Genomic DNA, 25,327 nt, shown 5'->3' with positions numbered 1-25,327 from the left:
GCCCCGGTATCGTCTGTCAGACAGAATGTAGCAATGACATCTATGACAGCTTTCAGTTCCAGATTGTCATAATCCCGCACGGCTTTGATTGGCAGATTGTGGTCATAGATATGCTCCACGCAAATCACGCAATCGGAGAAATGGGGAAGTGGTCCGCTTTGCACCAGTGCCGCCTGTAGTGGCAGCAAAAGGAATTTACAGCCGTCCCGCTTCTTTTTATCCGGCAGAAGCGCAGGGAGCAGAACTCGCAAATAATTATCAGATGCCCACACGCGGATGCCCTGCACCTCGGCTGCCTTGGGGTAGTAATAAATCGGCGGCTCGTTAGACACAGAAAAGAACATATTGCGAAGACGCGCCGTGCTTTTCTCACTGAGAAGTGCCGCGCTCTCGGCAGTTTTGGCAAACTGCATCGGGTCGGGCGCGGGGAGCAGATGTTCCATCTCGTATAGCTTTTTGTGGATATCGATGAGCCCGCGCTGCTCCAAACGGATGCGGTTCAAAAGTACGTCAGGATTCAAGCGCGGCCTCCTTTTTGTAGTAGCTGACGGTGCCGTCCTCGGCCACCGTGCAGAAACCGGCCACCTGCGGAATGTTCAGCAGCTCAATCTGGGCAGCATCATCTACCACCACGATGCGCTTGCCGGCATCTTTCTGTGGCTGGCGCAGTAGCTGGCAAATCATAGTTTCCTTGCCCTGCGGGATAGGCACGATTTCATACAGTTCTCCATTTGCAAAACAGAGAATAGCTGCCGGAAATTCTCCAACAGTGTGGTATTCCACCTGATCTATGAAGTCGAGCAAGACCCAGACACAGCGGGATAAGTCCTTGACTGCGTTGCCTTGCACTTCTCTATTTGCGTAGTAGCGGTCATTCCCGGAGCAGAAGATGCGCCCCTCTTTTAGCATATGGGCAAGCAAAGTTTTTGCTGCCGCTTCCTTTTCGGGGAAGAATCGGCAAAGCTGCTCTTCGGTCAGACCGGGGTACAGCGAGATGTTATGCAGCATTTCAGCGGCTTCCCGCTGATAGATCGCTGCGCGGTTTTTCAATAAAATCACCATCCTTATTGCGCATTAAGGACGCATAAAGACGTATTAGGTACTGTCGGCAGCATAGCCACAGGCCGCTAATACGCAATCAATACGTTCTTTTGCGTATTCGACTTTTTATTGAGTAATCATTGCGTCAAGGCGGACGTATTACGGCCAACTGCAAAACCTCCAAAATCAGAAATTGCCCAAAACAAAAAGAGCCGTGCCTGAAAAAAGTCAGGTACGACTCTAGGTGAAAATGTCCAACCTTTTTGGCTGAACCCTATTTTGAACATACTAATTGTAACATACGAGATTATACACGTATATACAATCACTGTGCGGATGTGGTGCAGATGTAATGCAAGTGCGGCAAAAAACTTTCAAGGCAGTGCATCCGGCGCAATCTTGATTCTTTGGTGTGCAGGCATTATAATGCAAAAGAAAGCAAAGAAAAGGAATCATGAATTTTATGGATGACCGGGTATTGCAGATACAAAACAGAACCTGCCGAGTCTATGGCACGGTCGGCGCCGAATACCTGCTGCTGCAAATGGCGGACGAGCACGACCCTGCAGGGATGGAACGGGAAGCGGAAGCCCTGCGACGGCAAACCGCACGACCGTTTTTGCTGGTCGCTGTCCCCGTGGAAAATTGGAACGACGACCTGTCGCCTTGGTCCGCACCGCCCGCGTGGGGCAAGCAGGGCTTCGGCGGCAGGGCAGAGGATACGCTGGCGTGGCTGGAGCAGGCTGTGCCGAGCATCCGTCGGCAGTATTCTATAAAGGAAGATGCCAAGGTTATTTTGGGCGGCTACTCGCTGGCGGGGCTGTTTGCGCTGTGGGCGGCAACCCGGACCGATACCCTGTACGGCGTGGCGGCGGCTTCGCCGTCCGTGTGGTTTCCCGGCTGGCCAGAATACGAAGCGGCGCACCCTATCCAAACGCAGCGCGTTTACCTCAGCCTTGGTGACCGCGAGGAACATACCAAAAATCAGACGATGGCGGCTGTGGGTGACAACATCCGCGCCCTGCACACCGCCCTGACTCGGCGCGGCGCAGATTGCACACTGGAATGGAACGCAGGCGGTCACTTCAAGGATGCCGACCTGCGGACAGCAAGGGCGTTTGCCTGGACTATGGAGAGCGAGAAATGACGATTCTGATAGATGCCGATGGCTGCCCGGTGGTGGATCTGACCCTTCAGACGGCCGCAAAATATAACGTTCCCGTGCTGATTCTATGCGATACTGCCCACCAAATTCAGCGCGACGGCGCACAAACCCTAACCTTTGGCAAGGGTGCCGACAGCGTGGATTTTGCACTGGTGAACCGCGTATGCGCGGGCGACCTTGTTATTACGCAGGACTACGGGCTGGCAAGTATGTGTCTGGCGCGCCGCGCCCGTGTGCTGAACCAAAACGGCTTAGAGTACACGCCCGAAAATATCGACGGGCTGCTGTTCCGCCGCCACGAAAACAAAAAGCTCCTCCGCGCCGGGAAGCACCCTAAAGGGGCATCCAAGCGAACGAAGGAGCAAGACATAACATATAGAAACACTTTAGGAAGAATTTTGCAGACTGTGTAAAGCTCTTTCTAAGGCATCTGAAAACGGTGTAAATTTTATTAAAAATAAAGCCTGCTCTTAATACAAGTGGCCGTAAACCTACATCTACACCCCGTCAGCTCGAATTTTATGCCAAACGGGAACAACGCTCTTTTTCTCTTGCATAAGTTTATACATCGTTTGGCGTAAGATTGGCGTAGGGCATGATTTCAGTTAGAAACCCGCCAAAAGAAAAAGCCTGAAATTTCTCGTATCATCAAGAAATTTCAGGCTTTTTTGTGCTTAAATTGACAATTTACTGGTCAATAGGCTTCATCGTCGGGATTGGGCCAGACAATTTTATGTAAGTCTTTATATCCCACCAAAACCCGTTGCAGCAGCATTTTTTCGTTTGCGGGGAGTTATGTATCTCTACATAACTTATTATATATCAATCCGAATCTGGTGTCAATATTGGTGTCAATGGTGTCAGACGCTTAGTAGACATCAAATTTCCCGGAAATGTTCTGCACGGAGCGTTCCTTCAATTCCTTCTGTGCTTCCGCATAGATTTCCATTGTCGTTTTGATGTCCTTGTGGCCCATGACTTCCTGAATCACTTTAATATTTGGTTCAATCTCGCAATAGCGGGTACAAAAAGTGTGCCGCAGTTGGTGGCAGCTGAAATCCGGCAGGATAACGGGAGTGCGGTTTTCTTCCGCTGCCTTTTCCATTTCCTGCGCATTGTAAGCAAGTACAAGCCGGTCAATTTCGCGGTTAATTGCTGCCGGATTGTGGGGTTGCCCGAAGCGATTGAAAAAGACGAAATCAGTATAGCCGTCAATTACAGTTGTACACCTAACACCTAATTCCTGCTGCCGAATCTTTTCATCTTCAAGTGCCCTGCGGACACCTTTCATCATCGGGATAGTCCTGCATCCAGCGCTTGTCTTTGGTGTCGTCACGGAAAAGTAGCATTTGCCATCTGTATGTTTCCGATAGACCAAGTTGTGATTGATGGAAATCGTGTTATTTTCCCAATCAATATCACACCAGCGCAGGCCGATAAATTCTGCAATGCGGCAACCCGTTCCCAGCAGGACGGCAAACAAAATACTCCAAGAGTAATACAGCGGCTTGGATTTCAGAAACTTTACAAATGCGTTCTGCTGTTCCAAAGTCAATGCCTTGCGTTTCGGACGTTCGTAATTATTTGCCTTCTTAACTTCCCGCAAAGCGCCCTCTGTCGGATTTTTACGGATGTAGTCATCATCCACCGCAACCTGCAAGACCTGCCGCAGCACGTTGTGAATAACTTCCAACGTGTTAATTGCCATCGTCTTGCCAATATCGCTACTCCTTGTCAGGTCATTATAAAGACCAAGGACTGTCGATTTACGAATATCCTTGATTTTCATCTTCCCGATTTTGGGGCCGATAAAGTGCTCATACATATACAGGTAATTAACATAAGTGGACTGTTTCAGACCGACCTTGTTCTTTTTCCAGAGATTGTACACATCATCCAAGCGCAGATTACTTCCGGCACTGCTGATGCCGTCACTTTTATTGCGGTTGATTTCCGCTTCCTTCTTACGCAGTTCGCGCAACGTCTGTGCATAGGTACAATGACGCTTCTTGTCGCTGTCAACCCACCTATACATATAACGATGCTCTTTTTCGCGGTAGCTTTCACCATCTTTCAGCACATGATTATTCTTATCCTTACGGCGTTCCATAGTAGGCTCCTTTTCTACTCTATAAAGCAGAAAAGGCTTTACATCTGTTATTATAACAGGCGTAAAGCCTTTTTGCCAGTCTATATATTACGTTTTTCTACGATTCTGGTGTCATGTGATATGTTCAGATAAATCCCTGAGTGGGCCGCAGGCCCAATCAGGGATCCATTCTGAATTAAATCACATCTGTATCAGCGAGACATTCTTCCAGTTTCTTGCGCTTGATAAGGCGCTTCGTTCCATTGAAGACCACAAACGTGCAGGTTGAATCATCCGTCATTTCCCGCAGTTTGTTGATGCCGATGCCAAAGTAGGCGGCGGCTTCATCCAGCGTGAGACAGTATTTTTCCCAGATAGGGACTTCGTACTTCATAAGTGTCCCCTTACTTCAAACGATAGCCGAGCAAAAGCGTCGTCTTCTCGCTACCGTCACGAGGACGCTTGCGGACAACAGTTCCAATCGCCTGCAAGGACTTCTTAAAGTTGGTGCTATTCTCCGGCAGACAACCGTTGACCTCACACCACACTTTATAGTGAGCATAGATTTCCGAAGTACGAACTTCACGATTTGCATCGGGTTCCAGATTGTCCTCTGCAAACAGTGCAATCTTGTTGCTATCGTGGCTGTATTCCTTGGTGGCTTCCACAACTGCTGCCGGAGAGTTCAGGCCTTCCTTCTGCAACAGCTGCCAACCGGCAATCAGCCAATTCAGGATAGCGCTCTTGGCATCTTCTTCCGCAAACACATGCTTCAAATTCGGGTCCTGCTCCTGCGGCTCAAAGTGGCGGTCAAACGGAATGACACGCACACGATTAGAAGAAAACAGGGACATATCATCCACGCTGGGCAGATAGTTGGTATTGATGTACAATTTGAACTGCGGACGGAAATCGAACGAATTGCAGTGCAGGAAGCGGGCATTGATGCTGTCATTGCCGGTCATACTCTTTACCTGCGCAGCGTTCAGCCGCATCCCGCGCGAGGGTTCGGAAATATTGGCAAGCCGTCTACCCGCAAGGCGGGCAAGGTCTTCGCTCGGCCCGGAACTGTTGCGCTGCTTTGCAGCAATCGTCTCCGGAGCCACGGTCAGACCGTAATCGCCAAACACGCGCAGAACGCTTTCCATCAGGGTACTTTTGCCGTTACGGGTCGTTGCACCATACAAGATGAACATACACTCGTACCGGGAATCGCCGCTAAGTGCGTACCCCAGTGCTTTTTGTAAAAATGCACTTTTATCTGCATCACCGCTCATGACTTCAGTCAGGAACTGCTCGAAGCGAGGGCATCTTGCATTGGGGTCGTAAACGACATCGGCAATCTTGGTGATTTTATCGTCAGGGTTGTGGCTGCGAAACTGCATGGTTTTCAAATCCAACGTGCCGTTTTTGCAGTTGAGCAAATTCACGTCTGCGTCAAACTCGCCCATGCCGATGTTGTAAACACTGGCGGCATCGTCAAGGATGGTTTTGCGATAATTGCGCGTCATCCAGCGCATGGTGTACTTCAGATACTGATTGCGCTCATTTTCATCCTGAATTGCAAAGGCGTAATGGGTCAGTGCATCGCCAATGGCCTTGCACATTTCCATCGTTGCCATGTTGCCTTCATCGGGTGCCCAACGAGCTCCGTCATAGATGAACCACGATTTGCGGCTTGCCACATAGCGAGCCTGCCCCCTGACGATGTCAGAAAAGAGCCGTCCGCTTCCGTTATCGGTAGTAGAATACTTGGGGTTGGAGTGAGGGTCAAATTTCTTGATGACAATGCAATAATCGATGTGGGTTTTCAGCATCAACGGGGCAGACGTGGCAGCTACCGTAACAGTCGCCGTGCTGCACTGCGCAGCGGGCACAGCCTTTACGGCCGGAGCCGGTTTCTTGTTCCGGGTCACGACATCGAGAGTTTCTTTCAGTTTTGCAACTGCTTCCTCGCCCTTTGCCGCTATATAGTCGGAAACATCGCCCTTTTCGGGGATTTCCGACCACCAGTTATTCAGCTGCATAATGCCCGTGTTGTAATTCGTGGGCTTAAGTGCCTTGAGTGCTGCTTTTGCGTAGCCACGACCTGCACCATCGTTGTCCGGCAGGATGATAATCACCTTGTCGGAAAAGTATGCGACATACTCATTTTCCCAATGGGCGCCATTCGGCAGGCTGACCGCCGGGAGACCATATTTCGTGAGCGTGTCAACATCCTTTTCGCCCTCAACCAGAAAGACTGCTTCCGTCTTTTCCAGTACTGTTCCATTATACAGGGGAACATTCTTCGGTTTATGGTAGTCGTAGCTGCCGTCAGTTTTTTTGCTGCGCCAGAAGAAGGTTTTGTTCGTATAACGGACTTTCTCTGCAACGAGTTCTCCGTTTGTGTCAAGGTACTGGTAGATGGCAGCAACCTTCCGTTCCGGGTCAGAGCCCTTAGGCTCTGATCCGGAACTCCCACCATCCGGGAACAGGATACGCATCGTCAGCCCAATGGCTTCGAGGATTGCTTTGGTGTCGCCGCCACCGTGGTCACACATAAGAATGGTGCCATCGGGTTTCTCGGTGATGTACAGGCTGGGTTCCTTCTCGTCACGGAGAGGGCTGTAAGCCCGATAGGTGTTCGGGCCAACCTTCTTCACGCCTTTCAGGCGAGAGAGGATGGTCTGGAGGCGGTCACTTACGTTTTCATATACGATTTTCATAATTCAATTTCATAGCGCGCCATGTTTTCCTTTCATAATTTCTGTGCACGCTAAAATTATAGTGCCATATAGGGGAAACAACTATTAGCGTATAACGGCAGTATGCTGTAACTTTACCCGTATAGTGCAGTATGCTGTTAAAGTTGCAAAAAATAAGGAGCAGCTGCTTTCACAGCCACTCCTTAAAAGTGTATTTTTAGTTTTACAGATGCATTTGAATGATGCTCAGGCGGTCAATTTTGTAATTGGTTGCCCTACACGCCGTTTACGGCTGCTCCCGCAGTTCCTTATAAACCTCATGCAGGAACACGCCCAGCACACGGTGCTTGATGTCGTCATTGCTCAGCAGCAGGCTGAAGAAATCCTGATTCTGGGAAAGTCCCTCAATCAGCGCGTCATCGGTATTGTCATAGAAGCTGAACTCAAAGTCCTGCTCGGTGTTGTTCTTGGCGGAGGTCTTCAGCTTTTCCGAATGCAGCAGCAGGTCCTTGATTTGCAGCATAACTTTCGTCATGGCGCTGCTATCATAGCCCTTGCCTGCGCGGGAGTTCACCTCGTCAATAATTTCCGACAGGTGCTTTACCTCATCCACGGTCAGACCAACATCGGCCCCGCTCAACTTTACGTTCGGGGCGCTGACATGGCGCTGCTTGTTGCCCTTATCGCCCTGACTTTCCTGCACAAAATTCGTAGCTTGAATCTTATCCTTCAAGCTGATGCCGCCGCTGTTGCCAACGACGAGATAGGTCAGCAGCAGGTTGACAAACACATATTTTTTGTGTAGTTCCGGGTCGCCAAAGCTGGAAGCCATCGACAGGAACTCATACAGGCGTACAAACCCACGACAGTTTTTGGTAAAAGCACGCTGGTGGTCCTCGTTGAACTGATTTTTCAGCACATTCACAGCACGCTGGATGCACTGGTAAACCAGACGGTCCTCTTTGGCTGTGGTGCGCTTCCCTTTCGGATTGTAGACGATGCTCGCAACCGTATCCACATCGCGGTCATCCAGAACATTGTAACCGTCAATCTTATTTTCCAGTTCGCGGAGCTGGGCAATCGTGGCCGTGTTGGACAAAACCGTAGTGGTATAGAATGGCGCAAAGGCATCTTCCATTTCCTCTGCATGGTTCACAAAGTCCATGACCACGACCTTTTTGTCAAAGGGCGGGCATACACGGTTCAAGCGGGAAAGCGTCTGCACCGCATTTACACCACGCAGCTTTTTCAGCACATACATGGCGCAGAGCTTCGGCTGGTCGAAACCGACCTGATACTTATTCGCCACCAGCAGAACGTTATACTCGTCCCCGTCAAACACCTTTGGCAGCTTATCCTCAGCAAAGCCATTCATGCTCGGTTCGGTGTATTCGGTATCGTCAATTTTCACTTTGCCGGAGAACGCCACCAGCGCTTTTACATCCTTGTAATTATGGCGGGTGACATAATCCTCAAATGCCTGACGATACTTCACCGCCGCCTCGCGGGATGCCGTGATAACCATTGCTTTTGCCTGCCCGCCGAGTTCCTGCATAACAGTGGAACGGAAATGCTCGACAATGATATTGACGCGCTGATTGATGTTATCGTCAAACAAATCAATATAGCGTGCAATCTGCCGCTTGGCGGCAATCGTCTTCATCTCCGGGTCGTCTTCGATGGTCTTGTTCAGCTTGTAGTAGGTCTTGTATTCGATATAATTTTGCAGCACATCAAGGATATACCCCTCCTCGATGGCCTGCTTCATGCTGTACAGGTGGAACGGCTGATACACGGGATGTCCGTCTGCATCAATACTTTCACGGCCAAACAGGCGCAGCGTCATCGGCTTGGGCGTGGCAGTAAAGGCAAAGACCGACACGTTGGGTGCCTTGCCGTGGCGCTGGATTTCATTCTCGATAGCATCCTGCGCATCGGCTTCTTCGGGGCCATCATTTTGCCCCAGCGTATTTTTGACCGCAATCATATCCTTGCCGGACGTGGACGAATGGGCTTCGTCAATGATAATGGCAAAGGTCTTGTTGTTCTGGTTCTGCGCCAGCTTCCAGAAATCTACATAGAGGAACTTCTGAATCGTGGTGACAATGATTTTATAGTTGCCTTTCAGCGCATCGGCAAGGTCGGCAGAGGTCTTTTTGTCATCAATGGTGCAGACAAGTCCACTCTTATGGTCGATACCCTTGATTGCATCCTGCAACTGGCGGTCTACCACCACACGGTCTGTAATGACCAGAACGCTGTCATAGACAATATGGTTTTGGGTATCATGCAGGGATACCAGCCGATGCGCCAGCCACGCGATGGTATTGGTTTTTCCGGAACCCGCGGAATGTTCAATTAAATAATTAAGCTGTGTGCCGTTGTACTCGGCATCCGCCAAAAGCTGGCGGACGGCATCGCGCTGATGGTAGCGCGGGAAAATCAGCTTTTCCTTGATGGACTTTTTCCCTGTCAGTTCGTCCACGACCTGTTCACGCTGGATGAATACGAACTTGGTAATCAGTTCAATCAGGCTGTCGCGGCGCAGAATATCATCCCACATATAATGCATCGGATAATCGTCCACGCCGTCATCCAAGGGGTTGCCTTCTCCGGTGTTGACACCCTCGCCGCGCCCACGGTTGAACGGGATAAAGCGTGTGCCCAGACCGTCCAGCTTGGTGGTCATATAGCAGGTGTCGAGGTCCATGGCAAAGTTGACCAGAGCGCCCGCTTTGAACAGGAACAAGCGGTTCTTCTGGTCGCGGTCCTCGGAATACTGCTTGATTGCCATGCGGTAGTTCTGACCTGTGCTCTGGCATTTCAGCTCAAAGGTCGCAATGGCAAAACCGTTCAGGAACACAACAAGGTCGATGCGCTGGTCATCGTTAATCCAGACTTCCTCCATGATGGAGAAAATGTTGGCATTGTACTTGGCGACAAGGTCGATGTTGTAATCGGTGGCGGGCTTACCGTACAGCAGGTCCAGATGCATATTGGAAATCTCAATGCCGGATTTCAGCGTTTCGATAAGGCTGCTGCCCTTGTTGTCAATGCTCTGGAGTATAAATTTGGCGACGGTTTCCTCGGTCTGCCCGTTATAGATTTTCCGCAATGCCGCCATTGTGTGCGGCTGTGTCGTTTCCAGAAAGCGAAACAGCAGTTTGCGGTCCATGGCCGTGGTGCGGTCATAATCAGTTTTGCATTTGCGCTCTATGTAGCCGTTATTATCAATTAAATAATCAATGATATAACGCTGATAGTCGCGTTCTGTTCCGATGCTTTTCACGGAAACACCTCCCAATTCATATTACAAAACAATGCCGAAGTTTGATATTTAGTCGTTGATTGTATTGTATGCATCTTTTGTTATTTCTTCGCAAACGGTATCCGTGCTATCGGCAAACAGAGATTCTCTACTGATTCCAAACAGCCGAAGGTCTGATAAAATTTGAGCCTTTGATGCACTATTGATTTGTATTTTCATTGTAATGCTGTTGTGGTCTTTGGGAATAGCAGCTATTTCTTGACTAATAATTACAGTGCCGTTATGGTCATAGCCAATTCTGTTTGGAAAAAGAATGTAACGCCCCTGCTGCATTTTTTGACGGATGCTTGTAAACGGAGCATAAATAAAAAGAGGCTCTTTCAGCAGACCATCAATCCAAATATCAAATTGGGTAGGAATCCCATTGGCAGGTTGTTCATCGAATTTCTTATCAAGAACTTGTGCCAAATATCGCTGTTCCGCAAAATAGTTGAAACTCATGGCCTTCTTAACAAAGTCTGTTGCAAAAGTCCAAGTTCCTTCGCATAACCTACATGAGTCTGCAACAGCCTGCAAAATCGGATAATTCGTTACGCTTTTGGAATTTTCCTTAAAGACAATAACTTCTCCATCCTTGTCACCACAAGATGCGCATGCAAAGTACAGTGCTACAAGGGCATTTTCCGTTACATCCAACAGTCTGGTAGGAATACCATGATGCTGTGCTAATGCTAATAACTCTATTGGCTTTAAGTCATCGGTAAAAATTGAAGGCAACTTATATTTTGCCATTTCCAGTAGATTTCGTTCTTCATTAAAAATTGTAATATCGATTTCACTATGTCTTCCACGAGCAATGGAGGGGAGCAATTCATACGAAACATCTGCTTGTCCGCGAAATAGCGGCACCTCGTTGACCATAGGATATTCTTTATGAAATGTTTTCCTAATATCGCAGATTGCTTTCACATATTCGTCTACGGTACTTATAGACATTTCCTGCATTAAATCACTTCCTTTTTACCCGTCACATATTCGTAGATAAGAGATTTTTTGTAGGCACTAAGCAATTCGAGTTGTTTTCTTTTTTGCTCAATAGAAAGTTCAATCTCTTTGCATTTATCATTCAAATAGCGTGCAATTTCTTTTTGTTCATGAAGAGGAGGAACAGGAACTTTGAAATTCATGAAGGCAGATGTTTGTAAGCGCCAACGTCCAAGTGTGGATACACCTTGACCAAGTGAATAGAAGATTCTGCACATATAGCAACATTGCATTACATATTTGTAATACTCGGTATCATTTTGAGTTTTATCCCTAAGTCTAAACACACGATAGTCTGGACTTGTAACACCAAATTGGTCTGAACAATCAATCCAACCAGTAAGTAAATCCATGTGGTTCATAACATAATCAGAGGGAAATACAAACTGATAACCGCTGTAATTTTCTGCAATTTGGCCCTGATTTCCTGAAATATCTTTTACTTTTAAGCCTTTTTGCGTGACAGAGAGAATATTATACCCCTCACGGCCCGCAATTCGTTTTACAATCTCAAAGAGATATTTAATGTCAACCAATTTCCAGCTTTGAGGAATTTCCTTCCAAATATCGGATGACGTATTGGCTGCTTTTTCTCCATTGATTCCTTTGGAAATCGCTTCAAATACAAGGGAACGCTTGTACTGCTCTAATGTTTCGATTTCTTTCTGAATGTCAGCAGAGATGGCATCAATTTCGGAGCATTTAGAATCGAGAAATGCAACGATGTTTTTCTGTTCTCCTAATGTAGGAAGTACAAAGTGCTTTTTCCCCAATTCTGAAAAATCCAAAGTTTTTCTTACGCCTGTTCCCATATTATGGAATGCTTTCGCGGCATCCCACGATTTTAGTTGATAGGTTGCATAAGCAGACAACACCTGATTGTTTGGTTCGATAGCTAAGTATGCTGATGTTATTGCGCCATAATCCTTAACAAGTCCAATTCGTTGGCTTACAAAGTCGTAATTTAAATTAAGACAGTTAATCATTATGACACCGGGATGCACAACGGTATAAGACATTATTGTATTGGCTACATAGTCATCCGTATTAGCATCAAAATTCGTTTTTGGAATAATCGTTCCATAGGTGAATTTTAGTGCCGTTTTTTCTTGCCCCAGTCTGTTCTTTGTGGTGCATTCTCTAAAGAGATACCTCATCGGAACCGATTTCCATGAAGCCGGGATATTGCCAATCCATTCAATTCCGCTATCTTTCATTTCACGCATAGTTCCACCACCTTACCCGAACAGCTTCGCAATGCGCTGGCTGACAGACTGTTCCAGTTCCATAAACTGCTTTGCCAGTTCCTCACTGGGTACAGGCTGCTCGTACTTGTAGAAATACTGCGTGAACGGAATCTCCGCACCCGTCTTGATAACAGGCTTCTTAGCATCGGCCTTTTCTTCCCAGAACGCCTTTGCATCCGGCACATGGGGCAAAACTTCCCGCGCCATGTAATCATCAATGGATTCCTCGTAAGACACACGCTCTGTATCTTTGGAATCTTTATCGTAGAGAATTTCGCCGTGCTTATCCCGCTGGATTTCGGCGTTCTTATCCATCACAGACAAGCCATCCGCGATTTTGTCCAGCAGCTTTTTATCATCGGTCACTTTTGCCAGTGCCTTGCGCAATACCGGCATAAACGCTTCCGGGGAAAGATAGATTTCATCCGAAGCAGCATCCTGCAAATCAGAAATAATAGCCTCGTAGACAGGCTTCTGCTCATACAGCTTGTCCAGCTTCATTTTGTCCTTGACGGAAATCTGCGAGCCCTGTTCTTCCAGTTCATCGACCTTGGCGGGGTCATATACGGAATTCAGTGTGCCGTCCGCCAGCATCTGCTGGATGCGCTCCTCCGTGATGGCATAGCTGCGCTGCAACGGCTGCATGACCGTATACTCACGATACATAAATTCTTCGTTTTTGAAGATTTTGCAGTATTCGTTCTCTTCAAACGCCGTGTACAGCTTAACGATTCTGTCGCGGTCCTCCGGCAGCAGTTCGTTTTTCTTGTTGCCTGCGGCTTTGCGCAGCTTGTGGAAGATGCTGGTGGCATCAATCAACTGCACATAGCCCTTGCGTTCCGGGCGCTTGTTTTTAGACAAAATCCAGACATAGGTGGCAATGCCGGTGTTGTAAAACAGGTCGGTGGGCAGCGCGATAATGGCTTCCAGAAAATCCTGTTCCAGAATCCAGCGGCGAATCTGGCTTTCGCCGGATGCCGTACCGCCTGTAAACAGAGGGCTGCCGTTCTCGATAATCGCAGCGCGGCCAACTTTGTCGTCCATCTTATCAATAGCCGACTGCATAAAAATCAACTGGGAATCGCCGCCGCTCGGCAGACCTGCGCCCCAGCGGCCATCCTTGCCGCGCTTGAACTCATTGCGGACGGCATCTTCCTGTCCGGCCTTGGCATCTTTTCCGGCCCACGGGGTCCCAAAAGGCGGGTTTTCCAGCACAAAGCGCATCTTGATGTTGGGGAAGCAATCCTCTTTGAAAGTATCGGCATTGCGGAAGTTCTCGATATTCTGCCCTTTAATCATCATCTCTGCCAGACCGACAGCATAGGACTGGGGCATAAACTCCTGCCCGAACAGGCGCACATCGGCGCTGGGATTGTAGTGCTTGATAAAGCTGTACGCCGTGCTAAGCATACCGCCCGTTCCGCAGGCTTGGTCGCAGACAGTTACGACCTTGCCATCATCGAAAATATCATCACAGCCTTCGCTGATAAGCACAGCCACAAGGCACTTGATAATGTCACGACCTGTGTAAAACTGACCTGCGTCTACATTCTGATAGAACTTGCCAATCAGATGCTCGAAGATATAGCCCATCTTGATGCTGTCGTAGGTCTTTGGGTCCAAATCCAAGTCGGCAAATGCCTGCACCACGCTGAACAGACAGCCGTCCTTATCCATCTTGTCGATGTGACTGAACATTTCAAGGCCATTAAAGATTTCCTGCACTTCGGCGGAGAAGCCTTGAATATACACTTTGAAATTGGATTTGATGTTGTCCGGCTCGTTGCACAGTTCTTTCAGCGTGTAGGGCGAGGTGTTATAGAACTGATATCCGGAAATGCGGTACATTGCCTTCGGCGGATAGTTCGGATTTTCTGCAAATTTGGCCAAAACAGCTTCCTTGTGCAGCTCCAAGGCACACTCCAAGCGGCGCAGAATCGTCATCGGGATAATGACATCGCCGTACTTATCCGGCATATAGGAGCCGCGCAGTTTGTTGGCGATGCTCCAAATAAAGTTCACTTCTGGGGTGACATCAATCGGGGATTCATCCCACAGTGCGTCAAAGGCAATTTTGTCCGACATTGTTTCCTCCGTCTGCTTGTTTCTCGATAGTCCGTCTTTTTTCAACGGTTTCAAATCCAACAATACACCCCTGTATTCTGTCAGACCGTAACTTAACAGGGTTGGATATATGGATAATGGGATTCTAAAATTATGGAGATAGATTTCCGGCGTGGTTTCTGCTTTAACCGCAGGTGTGTTAATTTTTGCAGTTGTTATGCGGTCAACCGTTGTAAAATACATTCCCTTATGTATCGCGTATTCTTCGTGAGATTTTTCGTTTGGTTCCTGCGCCGCAAAATAGTTTGCCATCATCGCAGCACCGTACAAAACGCGGGCACGAATCATCTGTAAAGACGCAGCCCGCGACCAAAGCGCAGATTTACTTGTGCCGGTCAGGCCGACATAACTTATCAAGGGGCTTTCCGCTTCTAATATAGCCCTTTCATATCTGCTACGGTCAACGCCATTGTACTGCACTGCAAAGCGTACAACTGGCTCCTGCGCCTGAATCATATATTGCTCTAACTGTTCATACGGCAGGATATTGTACTTGTCGCTGGAAATCCAATCGTTCACCAGCTTGCACTGGCCCGTAGTTTTACGGTAAATATCCATACCGGCTTCTTTCAGCCAGTATGCATCACCCACGTGGGGGAATGCATTCAGCACTTCCTTGAGAAAGACATAATCCTTACTGTTGGCCGGGATTGCCTCTTCCACATTTTTTAGCAACTTCCAATGCCGCCGCAGTATGGGGAAGTCTTGGCTGTCATCGTTGCCTTTTTTGACCGTTTCCAATCCGTTCAGCAAGCGCTTGCGAACATCCAGCCTATCTACCATAATTGTTTTGATAGGGAAATTGGTTTTGGCGAAATTAAATGCCGCGCTGTCTATGCTGATAAAAACACGTTGGATATTCTGCTTATTCTTTAGCTTGCTCAAAAAGTTTGCTGCGGCCTCTTTGTCCTCGTAGGCGAACAATTCAATCAGGCTTTCAGTATCCACGTCCGCGCATAGGCAAAAATTTGTTTGTTGCCCCTGCACATTCAGTGTTACAGTGTACAAACCGAGCGTAGAAATATCATCCCAATTGCGCCTTTTTTCATACTCCGCCAATGCTTTGTCAAAGCAATTTTTGACTGTATGCGGGGAAATATCAAATATTTCCGCAAGCGTATTTATCTCCATATGCATAGCTTGCTGCCCAAGATATTTCTTCAACTGCAAGGTCAGCTTTCTATCTTTCTCATCCACAAGTTGGGAATCATCCTGCATTTTCGCATTGTATGTCTTCCGCTTAGAATAGCAGTTATAGCACATCCATCGTATGCGGCGCAAATAAAGCGTTGCAGGGTGAGTATCGTAGGTGGGCTTTTCCCCCTCGTGCGGAATTGCTACTCTGCAATAATGCGTCAGCTTGGATTCCGACACGCTGGCAATCGCATCCTCCAGATAGGGTGTACCACATTCCGGGCATTCGCCAACACTTTGCTTACACACCCAGTAAGCAGCGGGTTTTCTCCCACTGGATGGTTCATAACCGTAAATGGCATAATCATCCGGCAGGTCGATTTCCTTCAACCTTGCATTGTATTTAGCGGTATCAGCCGCTTTAAGGAGCCGCTTATCACGGATAAAGTGAGCCGACAGTTCCGGCTTCGGCCTCTTGGTTGACATCCTACACCCCCAACTCCCGCATTTGGGTACACTTACACGATATTAGAATTGTACCATAAATCCATAAAAATGGGAACCTTTTTCCAGTTACATTGCCAAAAAACGTTCGTTGGGGCAGTATGTGGCAGGTATTTTCATAAAAACTAAAAAGCAATCTTTTTTAGAAATAAACTAAATCACTTGCCCCAAGCTGCCCCGGAAAGATTTACGCCAAAGAAAAGGGAGCAGCCCACTTGGAGAAATCCAAGCGAACTGCTCCCGGTTGCCGCTTACGAAACGTTTTTTGGCAACGTCATTTGAAGTAAAAGTTCTTGCACAGCCGTATTGCGCCGTCATCGCAGATTACAAATAGGTCTTGCTCCAAGTGTGCGAGGTCGGCGGGCTTAATGATTGGCTGCGGCTTCTGGCTGGTGTCGGCGGCCAGCAGTGTGTGCTTTTCGCCTATCATTTTAGAAAAGTATTCCTGCGTATCGGTATCCTTGCAGCCGAGCAGAACGGTAAACTTAAAGTTGCCAAGCATGGCTTTCCGTTCGTCCTTGCCGTAAATCATATCGAGGTCGGCCAGCGATTGGGTCAGCACCATAATACGGATGTGGCGCTTCCGCAGCTTGCGCAGGGCCTCTGTAATTTGCAGCTTGCCGAACGAGGCAAATTCGTCAAGACAAAATAGAATCATCTGCTTGTGTTCTGGCGGTCTGGATGAAAAGTATTCCATCGACTGCGCCGTAATAATGCGCAGCAGGTCGCCATAGATTTTGAGTTTTTCGTCTGGGATGAAAATATAAATGCTGTTCTGCTCCAATGTGGCCGGACAGATAGATTTTTCATAAGTTGGAACTTTTCTAAGTGCATTTTTAATTTTGCTGTTGGTTGCAAATAGTTTGAGCGCGTCATCTGCACTTTGCTTGCAGCCTGCGGTGTTCTGCTCACTGGCCCCGGCAAAGGAACTAATATGTGCGTTGGCTGCGGTGTTTTCCTGTTTGGCAATATCGTTCAGCAGGGAGCGCCAATCATGGCCGAGGAAAAACTCGCAGATTTCGATAAAGCCCCAGCCCATGCCATAGTAGCAGATAAGGGCTGCCGTTATCATCTTGCGCCCGTTCTTGGTGAAAAATACGCCTGCTTCGCTGTCGTTGGCCTTGTCCGGCAGCAGCAGATAGGCCAGCTGCTCCAAACGCTCTTGCCGCTCGGTATCGTCCGGGGCTGCGTCAATGGACGCAAACACATCATACGGAATACAGTCCGCCGCCGTAGGGTCAAAAATGATTTTGTTCTCTGTATGTACATTAGCCGATATGTCGCCGGATATATCTACCACAAGAGCCGTGCCCTGCCAACTCCGCAAAGTCGGAATCAACAGGGCACTTGTCTTGCCTGTGCCGGATGGCCCCATTACAAGAATGTGTCCCTCGTCCTGTTCGGGGGAATAAGCCAGCAGGCCGAATTTCTTCCCCAACAACACGCCCTGTGCCTTTTCTTTGGGGCGATAGACGATGTTCCTGCGGGCAAACGGGTTGGGCAGATGATTAGCCTGCCCACGCAGATACACCAGCAGTGCCAGCACAACCAGTAGAATCACCGTAGCGCCATATAGATAGCCGTTGATAATCCATACAATCTGCTTCATGGTTGCCCCTTAAAAGTGAAGTCCCTGTTCAATTTTGGATTCTCCAAAATACAATGCGGGACGCTCTACTTCCTGCTGGTATTCCTGCTCGCGCTCGGCTTTCAACTGCGCGACAGTGCGGTTGCCGCCCTGCCGCTTTGTCACGCCAGTCATAACATGGGCATCTTCCAAACCGTGCTCGTCCAGATAGCGTTGCAGGTCAGGGTGAAAATTGCGCAGTTCGCGGCGGTCAAGAACATCATTAGCACAGATTTTGCAGCCCTGTTCGTGCTTCAAATCTTCCTCGACAGGAATAAAGCAGAAATGCAAATGCGGCTGGCCGCCCTCGTCATCATGGACGATGGCCTGTACGACATTTTCTTTCCCATAGCGATTTGCCATGAAATCGTATGTGGCACAGAAAAAATCGTCATAGCGGGCAGGGTCTAAATCCTGCGGGGCGGTTACTATCCATCCTGCCATAACTTTCACATCATCGCGGTTATAGCAGTACAGTTCGGATTTGCGGTGTAAAAAATAGTCGTACTCGGTCATGCCCCTATCGGGGGACAGAACATAGTCCTGCCCCTGCCGAGACGGGTCTATGTCAGGATTGCCGGAATGTTCGATTTCGCGGCGATTGTGCCGCAGTTGATTGCGGACTGCACCCGCTGAAAACTTCTCTACACTTGCCATTGTAATCTCACTTTCCTATACGGGGTTCATGTCCCCTCTGCCCACACCTTGAAATGCCCTGCACAACGAAGCAGCTCATTTAGTCGCGGACTGATGTGCCATACAAGGTATGGCAGTTTCCCCGGAAACTCCCACCGCCCTTGCGGGCTTACCTTGCCAAAGGGGCGTGCCCCCTCTGGACTCCCCGCTGCCGACAAGGCCCGCTTGCCGTCAGTGGGGGCTGCGGCCCCCATCAGAACGACTTTCCGCCGTTCTTGCCCCCTTGGGTTTGCAGCCGTCTGCCGTGATGCACCATCACGCATCACACCACTGCTGCCATGCTGCAAAGTCAATGAGATGCAGCAATTTCAGACCGTCATACCAGTCAAAATCTTTTTTCGGCTCGTTGGTGTATACAATCGTGGCCAGCACATTGTATACGATGGCTTCGTTCCAGATGTACTCCCAATTTGCAAGAACATCTTCCACCAGCCCGTTATATCCGTTCTTCGCGGATACATAACCGGAAACACGCTCCTTCAGCAGTGCAACCACACTATCCATATCCGACTGCACACATTCGTTGCAGGTAGAGATTTTCCCGTTGTCTTTCGTGTCAAACGGGAAGTGTCCAAGAATCTGTTTCAGAATGGCGCAGTCACGGATAGGGTGCTTTCCCAGCCAACGGATTCCACGGGAGATGCTCTGTTTGACGAGCCACGCATTCAGCGTTCCGGCTTCATGCTCCTGAAGGATGAAGCCTGCTTCAATCCCCAGCTTTTCCGATACCGGCAGGAACTTGTCAAGGAAAGCGTTGTTGGCGAACTCGCTTGCGTCCACCTTTTCTTCCTTGACCACGCGGTTGAGCAGTGCATTGTTTGTTTCGGACAGTTTGATAGTAATTTTCATTGTTGTACCTCAACTTTCTTCTTAGCCCTTTGCAGGGTGCTTCTGGAAATGCCTGTCATGGCCTCTACCTGTTTATAACTATACTCACTTAGTAACCCAAGTGCGTGTTTCACCTGCAATGCCGTGAATTTTTGTGGGCGTCCATCCCGGAAGCCCGGTTTTGCCATTGCTGCCTGTCGGCCACTCTGAGTGCGCTCGATTATCTGCGCTCTTTCAAATTCAGCAAAAGCAAGCAGCATCGTTGCCACAAGCCGCCCCATAGGGGAGTTGTCCAACAGGCCCATATTGAGAATGTGGACGGCAACACCTTTATCCCGCAGCAAATCCACATACTGCAAGCCTTCCTTTGCTGACCTGCAAAACCTATCCATTTTGCAGACCACCAAAGTATCACCCGCCTGTAAGGTTTTGCACAGGTTATCAAATGCCTGCCGTTCGTGAGCGCCGGACGCGGCCTCTTTTACAATAGTCGCAGTCGGATAGCGCTCCTTTATCTGCTGCTCCTGCTCGGTCAAAGAGGTTCCGGGCACCTGCCCTTTGGTTGACACTCTGATGTAGCCATAATAGGCCATTTTGTACGCTCCTTTTGAACATAAGTTTTGACGCGGCCCAAATACCTGTTTTATACGGGGCCGCTTCTGCGCACCAAAAGTTCAAACTTTTGGGCTTTTTAAGGAAGGTTTGGACTTTGCGCCGTTTTCCGGCACAAACAGGGGAACGACGGGGGATTGTCCCAACCGCGCCCAGTATTATGGGCAACTCTCGGCTTTGGGCAAGGGGCTTTCGCGGCATATCCTCGCTCAGCTTCGGTATTCCACGTTCCCCTTGCCACAGCCTCTATTTGCCTCTCTTTTTGGTCGCCGGTTGGGGCCAATAATTCCCACCCCCGCCAAAGGCGATTTAAAAGTGAACTTTGAAAGAGAGGTTTTCAAAATGAAAAAGACCGTCAAGACCAGCCGCGTTGCAGGACAGCTTGAAAAAATGTACCGTCTGCTGAACGCCAGATTTTTCAACGGGGAACTGCCCGAAGTCGTCATCAGCCTAAAAAAGACCGTGGGTGCTTATGGTCATTTCACTTGCAATAAGGTCTGGCAGGCAGGAGACGAGCGGCGATATGAAATCAACATCAGCAGCGCCACACTTAGCCGCCCAATCGAGGAAACCTGCGCCACGCTTTTGCACGAAATGTGCCATTGTCTTGCGGCAGAAAAAGGTATCAAAGATACCAGCGGTTCCGGGAACTTTTACCACAATCGGAAGTATAAGGAGATTGCCGAAAGTCACGGGCTTTGCGTTGAGAAGCATCCAAAATACGGTTGGACGATTACAAGCCCCGGACTTCCGCTGCTGGACTTCATCGAGGAACAGGGCTGGCAAGACCTTCAAATGTGCGAGGCGGTCAGCTTGTGGGATGTAATTGGAACGCTCCCCAAAGGGGCAGGCAACGGAACAGCCCCCAAGACCAAGAAGCCCAGCAGCACCCGCAAATATATTTGCCCCTGCTGCCACCAGAGCGTGAGAGCCACAAAAGCCGTGAACATCCTTTGCGGTGATTGCATGGAGAAGATGGAACCCACCGAGTAAGTGACCATCAGACAGAGACAACAGCCGAGTGAGAGTAGGCAATTTTTATAATGCACATTTTAACAGGAGCTTTCAAAATGGATTGGAAATATGATTATTATAATTGCCCCGATGACCCGGATACCGGCGTTCCTGCCTGCGGTGACCTGCCGGAATGTAAAAGCTGCGAATGGTATCACCTCATTGCTTCCGCGCAGAAATGCACAACTACATAAACAAAAAAGCAGAGAGTCATCCGTAAAGAGGATAACTCTCTGCTTTCTTGTAAAGCCTTTTCTGCACAAGTTTGGTGTCAATGTGGTGTCAAATCAGCCAAACCGGGTTGATAAAAGGCGTGGAATCAATGCTTTTTAGTCAATCGGCTTCATCGTCGGGAACAGCAGCACGTCACGAATCGACGCGCTGTCGGTCAGCAGCATGACGAGGCGATCCACGCCGAAGCCGAGGCCGCCCGTGGGGGGCAGGCCGTACTCAAGGGCGTTGACGTAGTCGTAGTCGACCTGGGCCTTGCAGTCAGGCTCAATGGCCTTGCGCTCGGCGACCTGGCGCTCGAAGCGGGCCTTCTGGTCGATCGGGTCGTTCAGCTCGCTGAATGCGTTGCCGTACTCGGTGCAGTCGATGAAATACTCAAAGCGCTCGGTGAAGGCCGGGTCGGTGGGCTTGCGCTTGGCCAGCGGGCTGATCTCGACGGGGTAGTCATAGATGAAGGTGGGCTGGATGAGCTTATCCTCGACAAAGGCGTCGAAGAACTCGGCCAGGATCGCGCCCTTTGTCGGGACCTCGGGCAGCTCTACATGATGCTCCTTGGCGGCAGCGATGGCATCCTCGTCGGTTTTCCAGTCGTTGAAGTCAACGCCGGAATACTTCTTGACGGCCTCGACCATCGTCAGGCGTTCCCAGTGACCCATATCAATCTGCTTGCCCTGGTAGGTGATCTCCAGGCTGCCGCAGACCTTGAGGGCCAGGCGCTTGTACATTTCCTCGACCAGATCCATCATGCCGTGGAAGTCGGTGAATGCCTGGTACAGCTCGATGGTCGTGAACTCGGGGTTATGCTTGGGATCCATGCCCTCGTTGCGGAAGATGCGGCCAACCTCATACACGCGGTCCATGCCGCCCACGATCAGGCGCTTGAGGTACAGCTCGGTCTCAATGCGCAGGACCATGTCCATGTTCAGGGTGTTGTGGTGGGTGTAGAAGGGGCGGGCGGACGCGCCGATCTCGAACGGGGTCAGGATGGGGGTGTCGACCTCCAGGAAGCCCTTTTCGTCCAGATAGGCGCGGATCTCCTTCAAAATCAGGCTGCGCTTGACAAAAGTGTCCTTGACCTCGGGGTTCATGATGAGGTCAACGTAGCGCTGGCGGTAACGCGCCTCGCGGTCCGTCAGGCCGTGGAACTTCTCGGGCAGGGGCAGCAGACTCTTGGAGAGCAGTGTCAGCTCGGAGATGCGGACAGAAATTTCGCCCATCTTCGTGCGGAACACCTCGCCCTTGACGCCGATGATGTCACCGATGTCCAGCTTCTTGAAGGCGGCGTAGGCTTCATCGCCCAGCAGGTCGCGCTTGACAAAAATCTGGATGTCGCCCTTCTGGTCGCGCAGATGGGCAAAGCTGGCTTTGCCCATGATGCGCTTGGACATCATGCGGCCAGCCAGAGAGACGATCTTTCCGGTCTCAGCCTCGGCAGGAAGGTCAGCAAACTCATTTTTGAGGTCGGCCGAGTACGCATCCTGCGCATATTTGGTGATTTCAAAGGGGTTATGACCGGCTTCACACAGGTCTGCCAGCTTCTGGCGGCGCACAGCGGCCTGCTGGGTCAGCTCCTGCTCGGTCTGGGGCTTATTCTGCTCCATGTGAGATCGTCCTTTCGTGATTTTTAATTCTGTTGATATGGGTTGCTTGTAGGGGTCGATGCAAGCATCCGCCCCTTCAGAATTTATTGCGGGTTATTACTTCGAGCGGCTGACTTCCAGCAGCTTGTACGTGATGATGTTGCCGTTGGGCAGGGTGACATCAACGCTGTCGCCGACCTTGCAGCCAATCAGTGCCGCGCCGACGGGGCTCTCGTCGCTGATACGGTTCAGATCCATGTCAGCCTCGGTGGAGCCGGTCAGGTCGTACTCCTCGGCGTCCTCCAGGTCATCGCCCTCGGCCAGGATCTTGACGTGCATACCGATGGAGGCGGTGTCGTTGGACAGCTCGCTCTCATCCATGATACGGGCCAGCTTCAGGGTAGCCTCCAGGTCGGCAATGCGGGCCTCCACAGAAGCCTGCTCCTCCTTGGCGGCGTCGTACTCGGCATTCTCGCTCAAGTCGCCGTAACCGCGGGCGACCTTGATCTTGTCGGCAACTTCCTTACGCTTGACGGTGCGCAGGTTTTCCAGCTCCTGCTCCAGTTTATTATAACCCTCTCGGGTAACGACAACTTCTTTAGCCATACCAGTGTCTCCTAACGTAAAATGGATAGTAAAAGATGTGCGGCACCAACTGGGGAGCCGCACTAACTCATATATTATACGGGTTCAAAACGGATTTGTCAAGGCACAGCGTCATTTATCCAGCTGCAAAAGGCCAACCTTGCGGTAGACCTTGCTGACAGTGCGGTTGGCCAGGCGGGAGGCACGCTCCGCACCACTCTTGAGGACCTCGTCCACGTAGGCCTTGTCGGCCAGAATGCGGGCATACTCAGCCTGCACGGGGGCCAGCGCGTCGGCGGTGACCTCGGCCACGGCCAATTTGAAGTCACCGTAGCCCTTTCCCTCAAACTCGGCAGCGATCTCGTCGTTGGACTTGCCCGTGAAGGTGCTGTAAATGCACATCAGGTTGGACACGCCGGGCTTCGTCTCGCGGTCAAAGCGGACTACGCCGTCGGAGTCGGTCACGGCGCGCTTGAACTTGCGCACGATGGCATCCTTGTCATCGGTCATCAGGATAAAGCTGTTGATGTTCGTGTCGGACTTGCTCATCTTCTTGGTCGGCTCGGCCAGCGACATGATCTTGGCGCCCGCGGCGGGCACGTAGCCCTCGGGCAGGGTGAAGGTATCACCGTAAATGCCGTTGAAGCGGCCTGCGATGTCGCGGGCAATTTCCAGATGCTGGGTCTGATCCTGCCCCACGGGCACGAGGTCGGCATTATAGATGAGGATGTCCGCTGCCATCAGCACGGGGTAGGTGAACAGACCGCCGTTGACGTTGTCGGGGTGCTTGGCGCTCTTATCCTTGAACTGGGTCATGCGCGACAGCTCACCAAACTGCGTGTTGCAGGCCAGCACCCAGGCAAGCTCGGTGTGCGCGGGCACGTGGCTCTGTACAAACAGAACGTGCTCCTTCGGGTCGATGCCTACGGCCAGCAGCAGGGCGGCCAGCTCACGGGTGCGGCGGCGCAGGTCTGCGGGCACCTGGCGCACGGTCAGGCTGTGCAGGTCGGCCACCATGTACAGGCAGTCGTAATCGGACTGCAAGAGGGCCCAGTTGCGCACCGCGCCGATGTAGTTGCCCAGGGTCGGCGTGCCGGTGGGCTGAATGCCCGAAAGAATGCGTTTACGTTTTTCTTCTGCCATTATGATGTATCTCCCTTGTAAGCCGTTCTGCCCACGGCGGGCAGGTGGCTTCTTCCTTTATTTATATACTATAAAATATAATCAAACAGCGGACATTTGTCAATGTTTCTGCGCACGGAAGTCCGTAAAATTCACAGCTTCACCCTGATAAAGTCGTGCTCCACAGCGGGAAGGATTTTTTCAATCAAATCCTTTGTCCGCAGCCGCAGGCTGGACGTGTTGATGCAGGGGTGACAGCCCACAAACTCGCTGTTCAGCACATCCTCGTCGATCAGCAGCTGCACGCGGCGCCCGGTGTCATTCATCAGTCCCAGCACGCTGACCGAGCCGGGCGTAATATCCAGAAACTTTTCCATGTATTCCGGCTTGGCAAAGGACAGGCGCGCCGCGCCGATCTGCGCAGACAGATCCTTTGTATGGAAAACCTTCGTGTCCGGGATCATCAGCAGGTAAAAGGCTGTTTCCTGTCGATTACACAGGAACAGATTCTTGCAGATGACCGCCTGCAGCGTCTGGTCGATCTCCTGACAGACCTCCATTGTCATAGCCGGTGCGTGGTCGACCCTCTCGTATGCCACACCCAGCCGGTCCAGCAGGTCGTAGGTGCGGATCTCCTTTTCCAATCGGCCCGCCGTGTCCGCAGGCCGCCCCTTTTGCAGCTCCATTCCAAAGCCCCCTTGCGTTTTCTCCCATTATAGCAGTCTTTCC

At 50.2% G+C, this 25,327-nt stretch carries 21 protein-coding genes; 4 read left to right on the top strand and 17 right to left on the bottom strand.

The genetic code is table 11. The annotated features are described in order from the left end of the window. Both B5D32_RS01700 and B5D32_RS01695 read right to left on the bottom strand, forming a co-directional pair. Positions 1-521: DUF6100 family protein (locus B5D32_RS01700; protein ID WP_078783349.1), on the bottom strand; the 521-nt coding region annotated here is incomplete at its 3' end. Then, on the bottom strand, positions 511-1,050 hold the full coding sequence (locus B5D32_RS01695; protein ID WP_078783347.1) for a DUF5697 family protein: 540 nt from the start codon (positions 1,048-1,050) through the stop codon (positions 511-513). The genes B5D32_RS01700 and B5D32_RS01695, both read right to left, overlap by 11 nt. A 445-nt stretch (positions 1,051-1,495) precedes the next feature. Here B5D32_RS01695 and B5D32_RS01690 point away from each other — a divergent pair, with 445 nt between their 5' ends. Both B5D32_RS01690 and B5D32_RS01685 read left to right on the top strand, forming a co-directional pair. Then, complete coding sequence (locus B5D32_RS01690; RefSeq protein ID WP_242943378.1) at positions 1,496-2,188, top strand: alpha/beta hydrolase; 693 nt, start codon at positions 1,496-1,498, stop codon at positions 2,186-2,188. Beyond that, entirely contained in the window at positions 2,185-2,619 is a 435-nt protein-coding gene (locus tag B5D32_RS01685; RefSeq protein ID WP_078783346.1) for a YaiI/YqxD family protein, read from the top strand. Before B5D32_RS01690 ends, B5D32_RS01685 begins: the two co-directional genes overlap by 4 nt. 455 nt (positions 2,620-3,074) lie before the next feature. Here B5D32_RS01685 and B5D32_RS01680 read toward each other — a convergent pair whose 3' ends face one another. The 11 genes from B5D32_RS01680 to B5D32_RS01630 all read right to left on the bottom strand — a co-directional run bounded on the left by B5D32_RS01680 (position 3,075) and on the right by B5D32_RS01630 (position 20,047). Continuing rightward, positions 3,075-4,316 (bottom strand): site-specific integrase, encoded by a 1,242-nt coding sequence (locus B5D32_RS01680; protein ID WP_078783344.1) that lies wholly within the window; start codon positions 4,314-4,316, stop codon positions 3,075-3,077. Between the two features lie 175 nt (positions 4,317-4,491). After that, positions 4,492-4,689 carry an excisionase gene (locus B5D32_RS01675; RefSeq protein WP_078783343.1) on the bottom strand — a complete coding sequence of 66 codons (198 nt, stop codon included), beginning with the start codon at positions 4,687-4,689 and terminating at the stop codon, positions 4,492-4,494. 10 nt (positions 4,690-4,699) lie between these two features. Continuing rightward, entirely contained in the window at positions 4,700-7,003 is a 2,304-nt protein-coding gene (locus B5D32_RS01670) for a phage/plasmid primase, P4 family (RefSeq protein ID WP_242943377.1), read from the bottom strand. A 265-nt stretch (positions 7,004-7,268) separates the two neighbouring features. Beyond that, a complete protein-coding gene (locus B5D32_RS01665) occupies positions 7,269-10,271 on the bottom strand; it encodes a type I restriction endonuclease subunit R (protein ID WP_078783342.1) in 3,003 nt (1,000 codons plus the stop codon). Positions 10,272-10,319: 48 nt separating this feature from the next. Continuing rightward, positions 10,320-11,255 carry an FRG domain-containing protein gene (locus tag B5D32_RS01660; RefSeq protein ID WP_078783341.1) on the bottom strand — a complete coding sequence of 312 codons (936 nt, stop codon included), beginning with the start codon at positions 11,253-11,255 and terminating at the stop codon, positions 10,320-10,322. Then, on the bottom strand, positions 11,255-12,520 hold the full coding sequence (locus tag B5D32_RS01655) for a restriction endonuclease subunit S (protein ID WP_078783339.1): 1,266 nt from the start codon (positions 12,518-12,520) through the stop codon (positions 11,255-11,257). Before B5D32_RS01655 ends, B5D32_RS01660 begins: the two co-directional genes overlap by 1 nt. Before the next feature lie 12 nt (positions 12,521-12,532). Further along, on the bottom strand, positions 12,533-16,285 hold the full coding sequence (locus B5D32_RS01650; protein ID WP_078783338.1) for an N-6 DNA methylase: 3,753 nt from the start codon (positions 16,283-16,285) through the stop codon (positions 12,533-12,535). A gap of 292 nt (positions 16,286-16,577) precedes the next feature. Beyond that, entirely contained in the window at positions 16,578-17,912 is a 1,335-nt protein-coding gene (locus B5D32_RS01645; protein ID WP_078783336.1) for a type IV secretory system conjugative DNA transfer family protein, read from the bottom strand. A gap of 9 nt (positions 17,913-17,921) precedes the next feature. Further along, positions 17,922-18,587, bottom strand: coding sequence for a plasmid recombination protein (locus B5D32_RS01640; protein ID WP_078783335.1), 666 nt, complete (start codon positions 18,585-18,587; stop codon positions 17,922-17,924). Between the two features lie 294 nt (positions 18,588-18,881). Next, complete coding sequence (locus tag B5D32_RS01635) at positions 18,882-19,475, bottom strand: hypothetical protein (protein ID WP_078783334.1); 594 nt, start codon at positions 19,473-19,475, stop codon at positions 18,882-18,884. After that, positions 19,472-20,047 (bottom strand): recombinase family protein, encoded by a 576-nt coding sequence (locus B5D32_RS01630; protein ID WP_078783333.1) that lies wholly within the window; start codon positions 20,045-20,047, stop codon positions 19,472-19,474. Before B5D32_RS01630 ends, B5D32_RS01635 begins: the two co-directional genes overlap by 4 nt. A gap of 109 nt (positions 20,048-20,156) precedes the next feature. Here B5D32_RS01630 and B5D32_RS01625 point away from each other — a divergent pair, with 109 nt between their 5' ends. Then, positions 20,157-21,059 carry a SprT-like domain-containing protein gene (locus B5D32_RS01625; RefSeq protein WP_242943376.1) on the top strand — a complete coding sequence of 301 codons (903 nt, stop codon included), beginning with the start codon at positions 20,157-20,159 and terminating at the stop codon, positions 21,057-21,059. Positions 21,060-21,136: 77 nt separating this feature from the next. Continuing rightward, a complete protein-coding gene (locus tag B5D32_RS15145) occupies positions 21,137-21,274 on the top strand; it encodes a hypothetical protein (RefSeq protein WP_159446954.1) in 138 nt (45 codons plus the stop codon). Positions 21,275-21,409: 135 nt separating this feature from the next. Here B5D32_RS15145 and lysS read toward each other — a convergent pair whose 3' ends face one another. The 4 genes from lysS to B5D32_RS01605 form a co-directional block, all read right to left on the bottom strand. Then, positions 21,410-22,912 (bottom strand): lysine--tRNA ligase, encoded by a 1,503-nt coding sequence (gene lysS / locus B5D32_RS01620; RefSeq protein WP_078783331.1) that lies wholly within the window; start codon positions 22,910-22,912, stop codon positions 21,410-21,412. Positions 22,913-23,008: 96 nt separating this feature from the next. Next, positions 23,009-23,497 (bottom strand): transcription elongation factor GreA, encoded by a 489-nt coding sequence (gene greA, locus B5D32_RS01615; RefSeq protein ID WP_078783330.1) that lies wholly within the window; start codon positions 23,495-23,497, stop codon positions 23,009-23,011. Positions 23,498-23,608: 111 nt separating this feature from the next. After that, complete coding sequence (trpS, locus tag B5D32_RS01610; RefSeq protein WP_078783329.1) at positions 23,609-24,619, bottom strand: tryptophan--tRNA ligase; 1,011 nt, start codon at positions 24,617-24,619, stop codon at positions 23,609-23,611. Between the two features lie 131 nt (positions 24,620-24,750). After that, positions 24,751-25,284 (bottom strand): prolyl-tRNA synthetase associated domain-containing protein, encoded by a 534-nt coding sequence (locus B5D32_RS01605; RefSeq protein WP_078783328.1) that lies wholly within the window; start codon positions 25,282-25,284, stop codon positions 24,751-24,753. Positions 25,285-25,327 lie beyond the last annotated feature (43 nt).

Origin of the sequence: Gemmiger formicilis (genome assembly GCF_900167555.1) — a bacterium.
GTDB lineage: Bacteria > Bacillota > Clostridia > Oscillospirales > Ruminococcaceae > Gemmiger > Gemmiger formicilis.
The sequence above is the reverse complement of the archived record's forward strand: the minus strand, read 5'-3'. Positions and strand labels throughout refer to the sequence as shown.

Excerpts from the sequence above, each read along its gene's own strand:
- B5D32_RS01690 (WP_242943378.1), top strand. The coding sequence starts at position 1,496 with ATGAATTTTATGGATGACCGGGTATTGCAGATACAAAACAGAACCTGC.
- B5D32_RS01685 (WP_078783346.1), top strand. The coding sequence starts at position 2,185 with ATGACGATTCTGATAGATGCCGATGGCTGCCCGGTGGTGGATCTGACC.
- B5D32_RS01680 (WP_078783344.1), bottom strand. The coding sequence starts at position 4,316 with ATGGAACGCCGTAAGGATAAGAATAATCATGTGCTGAAAGATGGTGAA.
- B5D32_RS01675 (WP_078783343.1), bottom strand. The coding sequence starts at position 4,689 with ATGAAGTACGAAGTCCCTATCTGGGAAAAATACTGTCTCACGCTGGAT.
- B5D32_RS01670 (WP_242943377.1), bottom strand. The coding sequence starts at position 7,003 with ATGAAAATCGTATATGAAAACGTAAGTGACCGCCTCCAGACCATCCTC.
- B5D32_RS01660 (WP_078783341.1), bottom strand. The coding sequence starts at position 11,255 with ATGCAGGAAATGTCTATAAGTACCGTAGACGAATATGTGAAAGCAATC.
- B5D32_RS01655 (WP_078783339.1), bottom strand. The coding sequence starts at position 12,520 with ATGCGTGAAATGAAAGATAGCGGAATTGAATGGATTGGCAATATCCCG.
- B5D32_RS01650 (WP_078783338.1), bottom strand. The coding sequence starts at position 16,285 with ATGTCAACCAAGAGGCCGAAGCCGGAACTGTCGGCTCACTTTATCCGT.
- B5D32_RS01645 (WP_078783336.1), bottom strand. The coding sequence starts at position 17,912 with ATGAAGCAGATTGTATGGATTATCAACGGCTATCTATATGGCGCTACG.
- B5D32_RS01640 (WP_078783335.1), bottom strand. The coding sequence starts at position 18,587 with ATGGCAAGTGTAGAGAAGTTTTCAGCGGGTGCAGTCCGCAATCAACTG.
- B5D32_RS01635 (WP_078783334.1), bottom strand. The coding sequence starts at position 19,475 with ATGAAAATTACTATCAAACTGTCCGAAACAAACAATGCACTGCTCAAC.
- B5D32_RS01630 (WP_078783333.1), bottom strand. The coding sequence starts at position 20,047 with ATGGCCTATTATGGCTACATCAGAGTGTCAACCAAAGGGCAGGTGCCC.
- B5D32_RS15145 (WP_159446954.1), top strand. The coding sequence starts at position 21,137 with ATGGATTGGAAATATGATTATTATAATTGCCCCGATGACCCGGATACC.
- lysS (WP_078783331.1), bottom strand. The coding sequence starts at position 22,912 with ATGGAGCAGAATAAGCCCCAGACCGAGCAGGAGCTGACCCAGCAGGCC.
- greA (WP_078783330.1), bottom strand. The coding sequence starts at position 23,497 with ATGGCTAAAGAAGTTGTCGTTACCCGAGAGGGTTATAATAAACTGGAG.
- trpS (WP_078783329.1), bottom strand. The coding sequence starts at position 24,619 with ATGGCAGAAGAAAAACGTAAACGCATTCTTTCGGGCATTCAGCCCACC.
- B5D32_RS01605 (WP_078783328.1), bottom strand. The coding sequence starts at position 25,284 with ATGGAGCTGCAAAAGGGGCGGCCTGCGGACACGGCGGGCCGATTGGAA.